Origin of the sequence: Paraburkholderia sp. Ac-20347 (assembly GCF_017104805.1) — a bacterium.
Taxonomy (GTDB): Bacteria; Pseudomonadota; Gammaproteobacteria; order Burkholderiales; family Burkholderiaceae; genus Paraburkholderia; species Paraburkholderia tropica.
Genome location: NZ_JAAGPN010000427.1, coordinates 1 through 4,294 on the forward strand (window position 1 = coordinate 1; position 4,294 = coordinate 4,294).

The 4,294-nt window shown below is 66.5% G+C and carries 6 protein-coding genes; 3 read left to right on the plus strand and 3 right to left on the minus strand.

Annotated elements, in window-relative coordinates; translation table 11 throughout:
- From G3N97_RS36875 to G3N97_RS36885, 3 genes are all read right to left on the minus strand, one after another.
- Positions 1–384, minus strand: a 384-nt coding sequence (locus G3N97_RS36875; protein ID WP_205997707.1) for an ATP-binding protein, incomplete at its 3' end; no start/stop codon positions are given.
- Between the two features lie 19 nt (positions 385–403).
- Complete coding sequence (locus G3N97_RS36880; protein WP_205997703.1) at positions 404–760, minus strand: STAS domain-containing protein; 357 nt, start codon at positions 758–760, stop codon at positions 404–406.
- A gap of 89 nt (positions 761–849) precedes the next feature.
- Positions 850–1,716, minus strand: coding sequence for an STAS domain-containing protein (locus G3N97_RS36885; RefSeq protein ID WP_205997704.1), 867 nt, complete (start codon positions 1,714–1,716; stop codon positions 850–852).
- Positions 1,717–2,102: 386 nt separating this feature from the next.
- Here G3N97_RS36885 and G3N97_RS36890 point away from each other — a divergent pair, with 386 nt between their 5' ends.
- From G3N97_RS36890 to G3N97_RS36900, 3 genes are all read left to right on the plus strand, one after another.
- A complete protein-coding gene (locus G3N97_RS36890) occupies positions 2,103–2,381 on the plus strand; it encodes a hypothetical protein (protein ID WP_205997705.1) in 279 nt (92 codons plus the stop codon).
- A 462-nt stretch (positions 2,382–2,843) separates the two neighbouring features.
- Entirely contained in the window at positions 2,844–3,479 is a 636-nt protein-coding gene (locus tag G3N97_RS36895) for an ABC transporter substrate-binding protein (RefSeq protein ID WP_205997706.1), read from the plus strand.
- Between the two features lie 366 nt (positions 3,480–3,845).
- Positions 3,846–4,294, plus strand: a 449-nt coding sequence (locus tag G3N97_RS36900; RefSeq protein WP_205997708.1) for an AI-2E family transporter, incomplete at its 3' end; no start/stop codon positions are given.

Sequence of the window (4,294 nt, forward strand, 5' to 3'; positions counted from 1 at the left end):
TCCGGGCGACGAGTCGATTTTGAATTCGTCGCACAGGCGGCGCGAGCCACCGAGTCCCAGGCCGAGGCCGTTGCCGCTCGTGAAGCCATCTTGCAGCGCGCGGTCGATATCGGCGATGCCGGGGCCGCGGTCCATGAACGTCAGCCGCAGGCCCACGCGCACGCCGGCCGTCAGCACTTCGACGCGCGCATCGCCGCCGCCGCCGTGCTGGAGCGTGTTGCGCGCGAGTTCGCTGGCCGCCGTCACGAACTTGGTCTGTTCGATCAGCGAAAAGCCGAGAGCGATCGCCTGATCGCGCACGATCTGGCGCAGCCGGACGATCTCCTCGTCCGAACGCAGGCTCACTTCAGCCACGGTCTGTTCGCTCGCGCCGGTGCCGTTCATGTCGAAAGCAAACGCCATGCTAGACGCGACGCTGCTTGAGCAGCGCCATGCCCTTGTCCACGTTCAGGGCGGTGCGCACGCCGTCGAGCGTGAGCCCCAGTTCGACCAGCGTGATCGCCACCGACGGCTGCATGCCGACCACCACGGTCTGTGCGTCGAGCACCATCGCCATCGCGGCGGTGTTGCTGATCATGCGGCCGATGAAGGAATCGACCACGTCGAGCGTGGAGATGTCGATCAGCACGCCCTTGGCCGAGTCCTTGACGATGCGCGCCGTGAGGTCGTCCTGCAGCGCCATCGCGAGACGGTCGTGCATGTCCACCTGGATCGTGACGATCAGGCAGTCGCCCATGCGCAGAATCGGAATTCGGTCCATCGCGCGTCCTCGTAGCTATCAGTGCGCGCCCGTGCGCGCGGCGGTCGTGGCGCTCACGCGGTTCACGCGGCTCGCGTGGTTCGCGTCATTCAAGAGACGGCCTTCGGCGTGACGATGGTCGAGCCGGTGCGTTGCAGCGCGACCGTGAAGGCGTCGGCGAGCGTGGATTTGGTGGTGACGTTGGTCAGATCGACGCCCAGATGCACGATGGTCTGTGCGATCTGCGGACGGATGCCGCTGATGATGCAGTCCGCGCCCATCAGGCGCGCGGCGGCGACGGTCTTGAGCAGATGCTGGGCGACCAGCGTGTCGACGGTCGGCACGCCGGTGATGTCGATGATCGCGAGACTCGCGCCGGTATCGACGATCTTCTGCAGCAGGCTCTCCATCACCACCTGGGTGCGCGCCGAATCGAGCGTGCCGATCAGCGGCAGCGCGAGAATGCCTTCCCACAGTTGCACGACGGGCGTGGAGAGTTCGAGCAGTTCCTCTTGCTGGCGCGCGATGATCGCCTCGCGGCTCTTCTGGAAGGCTTCGGTGGTGTAGAGACCGAGGCCGTCGAGCAGCAGATTGACCGACCAGCTCAGATCGGCGAGTTCGGCGGGCGCGCTCGCGAACGCCTCGCGCAGCCGCGCGTAGACCGGTTGCTTGAGCGAGAACACGAAGGTCGCGGTCTCGACCGGCGTGTAGCCCTGACGCGCGCGGTGCGCGGACATGTCGGCGAGAAAGGCGCGCACCGGCTCCCATTCGGGACGCGAGGCGTCGAGTGTGTCGGCGCGCGAGAGCGTGTCGAGAAAAACGTTGAGGAAGGCGGAGAACTGCTCGCGGATCTCGGCTTCCATCGCCAGACCGCGACGCAGGGCGATCGGCAGATGCAGGCGGATCCAGTCGGCCAGCAGGGCGTCGCGGTGCTGAGTCAGGACGTCCGCGAGGCGGCTCCGATCGGGCGTGGTCATACGATCTCCTCTCGTTTTCGGCGGTCTCATTTTCGAGACGGACCGATGCACCTTACACCATCCACCCGATTGAAGCTATTACGCATCCGGAAAAAGTTCGCGATCGCGAGGGGCTCGTTACGTGCCGCAGCGCACCTTCGCGACACGCCGGGCGTGCTGTAATCACGGGGTTTTTCGCTTTTTCACGCCGTGCTTGTAGTTTTTACAGTGTCGGGGTGTGGCGGCGACGAGAAAGCGGGCGCGCGGCTTCCGTGCGGTGGCGCACGCAGGGCGGAGGAAGCCGCTTTCGAGCGCTTCGCGGCGGCTCGCGCGCGACCCGGTTCGGGCTGGTACGGACATTGCTCTTTATAGCCCGCCACACACAAAAACGAGGAGAGGGGTGCAATATGAAGATCGATCCCGTTTCACGACAGGAATCGACGCCGGGGAGTCTCGCGAGCGGAACGGCAGGGGCCGTGTTCTCCGCATCGGGACTGCCGGACGCGCAATCCGGGGAAGTTCAGGGGGAAGACAGTGTTTCTGCCGGCGTGCTGTCTCGTTTGCTGTCACGCCTGTCATGGTGCGTCGCCTGGCTGTTCGGGCTCGAGGCGTTCTTCGCCGAGCCCACGGCGCAAGGCTGGCCGGGCGGCCGGGAGCAGGGTAGTGAGGGGAGGAAGCGCGATTGAGCTGTCGATAAGCGCGCAATCAGGGCCGGTGCGGCGGGAGTCGCGCCGGCCGTCACATGCGGGCAGGGCCGTCGGGTTTTGATCGAATCCGTTCATTTCGGACAGACGCCGACAGATGCTTTCCGCCACCGGGAAACATCTGTAACAAGTTTTCTTCATATGTAACGTAACGTAACAGCGCGCCTCGGATCACGCGCGGCGTTGCGTTACGCTTGCGCACTTCCGGTCTGCGACGCGGTTCTTCGTTCGCGTTGAGCCGATCTCATCACCGTAATTTCGACGCGGATTTCAACCCGCTTCCCGTGCCTTCCCAGTCTTCACGCGCCCGCGCGCTGCCCGCGTCGCGGCCGCCCTCGCGGCGACGCTTTAGACTGGACGCCAGCGGTTTCTGTGCCGCCAACGTGTCGCCAACGCGCCGCGCGCCGGCCCGCTTCCCCACGATCGAGACGGACGAGATATCGAATGAAGAAGCTCTTTTTGCTTGTCACGCTGTTTGCCTGCGGGTTCGGCGGCTTCGCCGCGGCCGCGCGCGCCGCGCAGGGCGTCGACCAGTCGGACCCGCAGGCGCTCATCAAGTCGGCGACCCAGCAGGTGCTCGACGAAGTCCGCACGCAGTCGATCGCGCCCGGCGATATCGCGCGCATTCGCGGCATCGTCGATCGCGACATCCTGCCGTACGTCGACTTCCGCCGCACCACGCGGCTCGCGATGGGACCGCACTGGCGCACCGCCACGCCCGCGCAGCAGCAACAGGTGATGGACCAGTTCCAGCTCCTGCTGATCCATCTCTACGCAGGCGCGCTCGCGCAGCTCAAGCCCGACCAGCAGATCGACTATCAGCCGATGCGCAACGCGCCCGGCGACACCGACGTGGTCGTGCGCACGCTCGCGCAGACGAGCGGCAAGCCCGTCGAGATCGACTACCGGCTCTACAAGACGCCGCAGGGCTGGCGGCTCTACGACCTGAACGTGCTGGGCGCGTGGCTGATCCAGACCTATCGCGCGCAGTTCAACGAGAAGATCCAGCAGGGCGGCGTGGACGGGCTGATCCAGTTCCTCAGCTCGCGCAATCAGGAACTGCAGGCGCCCAAACCCTGACGTTGCGCGCCGAGGCCGTTTCGAACTGCGCGCCGTCGCCTGCATGCGTTACGCTCACGTCCCGGCGCGCGTTTTGTTCTCGATGAGCGCGACGCTCGCCAACCCGTGCCAACCCGCGCCATCCCGCACCAACCTGCGCCAACCTGCGCCAACCGGCCCACGCCCGGGCGGCTACGATGAAAACCAGGCGGGCGCTGCTGCCGCCCGAACCCTTACCGCAACGCTGACCGCATCGCCATGAATTATCCGCAGCCGCCCGACGCGTCGTCTCGCCGACCGTCCGATTCCGCTTCCGACGGTCCGCATGCCGGTTCCGACGGCGCTTCCGAGCGCCTGTCCGACGACGGGTCCGGTCGTCCGTATGTCATGCCCTGGCAGATACCGCATCCCGGTTCCGCCGCGGGCCGCCGCAACCGCGTGTTCCCGCCGAGCACGCCCACGGTCCACACGCTCGCCTCGGTGATTACCGGCGTGGCGGTGGTCTGCGCGCTGTACTTCGGCCGTGCGGTGCTGATTCCGATCACGCTCTCGGTGCTGCTGAGCTTTCTGCTCGCGCCGCTCGTCAACACGCTGCGGCGCGTGCGCCTGCCCGAATTCCTCTCGATCCTGATCGCCGTGCTGGCCACGGTGCTCGCGCTGGCGGGCGTGAGCGCGCTGATCGGCGCGCAGCTCGTGCAGCTCGCCGCCGACCTGCCGCAGTATCAGGAAGAGATCGAGCAGAAAGTGCAGACGGTGCAGGAAAAAACCGTCGGCCGCGCCGATTCGCTGATGACGCGCGCCGCCGTCGCGCTGCAACGCGTGACGCCCACGCCGCC